The organism is Allobosea sp. 10L417, from assembly GCF_056395485.1.
On the sequence record NZ_JBFTJP010000028.1, the window covers coordinates 2,501 to 5,692 of the forward strand.

At 54.7% G+C, this 3,192-nt stretch carries 1 protein-coding gene, 2 tRNA genes and 2 rRNA genes (1 of these 5 running past the window's edge); all 5 read right to left on the minus strand.

All coding sequences use genetic code 11. The features are described 5' to 3' along the window. A 23S ribosomal RNA gene (locus tag AC1DE3_RS28075) occupies positions 1-713 on the minus strand; it reaches 2,094 nt to the left of the window's first position. Positions 714-932: 219 nt separating this feature from the next. Continuing rightward, positions 933-1,008, minus strand: a tRNA-Ala gene (locus AC1DE3_RS28080). A 104-nt stretch (positions 1,009-1,112) separates the two neighbouring features. Further along, positions 1,113-1,189, minus strand: a tRNA-Ile gene (locus tag AC1DE3_RS28085). A gap of 213 nt (positions 1,190-1,402) precedes the next feature. After that, positions 1,403-2,889 (minus strand): 16S ribosomal RNA (locus tag AC1DE3_RS28090). The 16S and 23S rRNA genes sit together here with 2 tRNA genes alongside, the layout of an rRNA operon. 118 nt (positions 2,890-3,007) lie before the next feature. Continuing rightward, positions 3,008-3,192, minus strand: a 185-nt coding sequence (locus tag AC1DE3_RS28095) for a hypothetical protein (protein ID WP_476798078.1), incomplete at its 5' end; no start/stop codon positions are given.

Here is a 3,192-nt window from a genome sequence, read left to right on the forward strand (position 1 = left end):
ATCCGACGAACTGAACGCCCTGTTCAGACTCGCTTTCGCTGCGCCTACACCTACCGGCTTAAGCTTGCTCGTCAGATTAAGTCGCTGACCCATTATACAAAAGGTACGCGGTCACCCAGGACGAACCTTGAGCTCCCACTGTTTGTAAGCATTCGGTTTCAGGTGCTGTTTCACTCCCCTCGTCGGGGTGCTTTTCACCTTTCCCTCACGGTACTTGTTCACTATCGGTCGCTGAGGAGTACTTAGGCTTGGAGGGTGGTCCCCCCACGTTCAGACAGGATTTCACGTGTCCCGCCTTACTCATGTCCCAACTGTTCGCAGATCCGTACGGGGCTATCACCCATTAATGCGTGGTTTCCCAACCACTTCCGGTAACTTACAGTCAGGCACTGGCCTGGTCCGCGTTCGCTCGCCACTACTAACGGAGTCTCGTTGATGTCCTTTCCTCCAGGTACTTAGATGTTTCAGTTCCCTGGGTTAGCTTTGAACCCCTATGTATTCAGAGTTCAATACCYTCTTGTGATCTCTGTTAGCTCAAAAACAGACCCGAAAGCCTGTCCTTGGAATAACAGAGATCGAAGGTGGGTTTCCCCATTCGGAAATCCGCGGATCAAAGCTCATTCGCAGCTCCCCACGGCTTATCGCAGCGTATCACGTCCTTCATCGCCTCTCAGCGCCAAGGCATCCACCGAATGCTCTTAAGGCACTTGATCGTTCTCATGATCGATGTCCGCGAAACAAATTCGCTGAACATATGATCAGAAAGACCATTTATGCTTGCCGAATGTACCCGATTTAACAGAAGCCGATGGTGTCGGACATTCCGCTCGCTGCAGGATGAGCAGCTCTCGAATACATTCCCTCTTCACAATGACAAACAGCAGCGTAACCATCGTTGCCGATGATGACGAAACTTGAATACTTTCCGGATTTGGTGGAGCCAGACGGGATCGAACCGACGACCTGAAGCTTGCAAAGCTACCSCTCTCCCAACTGAGCTATGGCCCCTTTTGGGTAAAGTGACGCGCCATCAGGCGCGGCGGCCGGTCGGCCTTGCGAGCCCAGGGGCTCGAAGAAACCGCGGCTCGTCGGASAGCTCGGCGCTCGATGACTGGTGGGCCTGGGAGGATTTGAACCTCCGACCTCACGCTTATCAAGCGCGCGCTCTAACCAACTGAGCTACAGGCCCAAGGCAAATCGATCCCAAGATCGACCGGCCAAAGCCTGGCTTGGCCCAGAATGCCCGGAGACAAGGACCMATGTCCAAGTCRATCCAGCGCATTCGCCCGGAAAGAGAAAGAGAAACGAAGACGGCAAGTTCCGCATGTTGGGACCTGATCTGGTCCCTTTGTTCTGAAGAGAGGTCGATACGAAGCAAGCTTCGTGAAGTCCTCTACCTTAGAAAGGAGGTGATCCAGCCGCAGGTTCCCCTACGGCTACCTTGTTACGACTTCACCCCAGTCGCTGAGCCTACCGTGGTCGCCTGCCTCCTTGCGGTTAGCGTAACGCCTTCGGGTAAACCCAACTCCCATGGTGTGACGGGCGGTGTGTACAAGGCCCGGGAACGTATTCACCGTGGCATGCTGATCCACGATTACTAGCGATTCCACCTTCATGCACTCGAGTTGCAGAGTGCAATCTGAACTGAGACGGCTTTTTGGGATTAGCTCGAGGTCGCCCTTTCGCTGCCCATTGTCACCGCCATTGTAGCACGTGTGTAGCCCAGCCTGTAAGGGCCATGAGGACTTGACGTCATCCCCACCTTCCTCGCGGCTTATCACCGGCAGTCCCCCTAGAGTTCCCAACTKAATGATGGCAACTAGGGGCGAGGGTTGCGCTCGTTGCGGGACTTAACCCAACATCTCACGACACGAGCTGACGACAGCCATGCAGCACCTGTGTTCCGGCCAGCCGAACTGAAGAAAGACATCTCTGTCGATCAAACCGGACATGTCAAAAGCTGGTAAGGTTCTGCGCGTTGCTTCGAATTAAACCACATGCTCCACCGCTTGTGCGGGCCCCCGTCAATTCCTTTGAGTTTTAATCTTGCGACCGTACTCCCCAGGCGGAATGCTTAAAGCGTTAGCTGCGCCACTGAAGAGCAAGCTCCCCAACGGCTGGCATTCATCGTTTACGGCGTGGACTACCAGGGTATCTAATCCTGTTTGCTCCCCACGCTTTCGCGCCTCAGCGTCAGTATCGGACCAGTTGGCCGCCTTCGCCACTGGTGTTCTTGCGAATATCTACGAATTTCACCTCTACACTCGCAGTTCCACCAACCTCTTCCGAACTCAAGACTCCCAGTATCGAAGGCAATTCCAGGGTTGAGCCCTGGGCTTTCACCCCCGACTTAAAAGTCCGCCTACGCGCCCTTTACGCCCAGTGATTCCGAGCAACGCTAGCCCCCTTCGTATTACCGCGGCTGCTGGCACGAAGTTAGCCGGGGCTTATTCTTCCGGTACAGTCATTATCTTCCCGGACAAAAGAGCTTTACAACCCTAAGGCCTTCATCACTCACGCGGCATGGCTGGATCAGGCTTGCGCCCATTGTCCAATATTCCCCACTGCTGCCTCCCGTAGGAGTTTGGGCCGTGTCTCAGTCCCAATGTGGCTGATCATCCTCTCAGACCAGCTACTGATCGTCGCCTTGGTGAGCCATTACCTCACCAACTAGCTAATCAGACGCGGGCCGATCTATCGGCGATGAATCTTTCCCCCGAAGGGCGTATCCGGTATTAGTCCAAGTTTCCCTGAATTATTCCGAACCGAAAGGTACGTTCCCACGTGTTACTCACCCGTCTGCCACTAGCACCGAAGTGCCCGTTCGACTTGCATGTGTTAAGCCTGCCGCCAGCGTTCGCTCTGAGCCAGGATCAAACTCTCAGATTGGATGAGATTTTGTTCCGGCATCGCACTGCGTATTGACGGAGACATCTACAGATTACCGAAGTAACCCGCGATGGCTCTTGTATAAACGCAGCACACCGAAGTCTCGTTCGACCTAGGCCTAAGCCCAGATCCGCAAGAACTCGCCGTCCACGTTTCTCTTTCTGTCTTCAATTTTCAAACAGCAGGGCTTCAACAAAACCGACAGAACTTCACCCGGCGAACCGGCCTCAGCCCCAGCGTCCTTAGGAAGCGCAGAAGAGGCGCCGCTCAGCGGCGGCGCCGTCTCGATGGGTGGCTTATAGG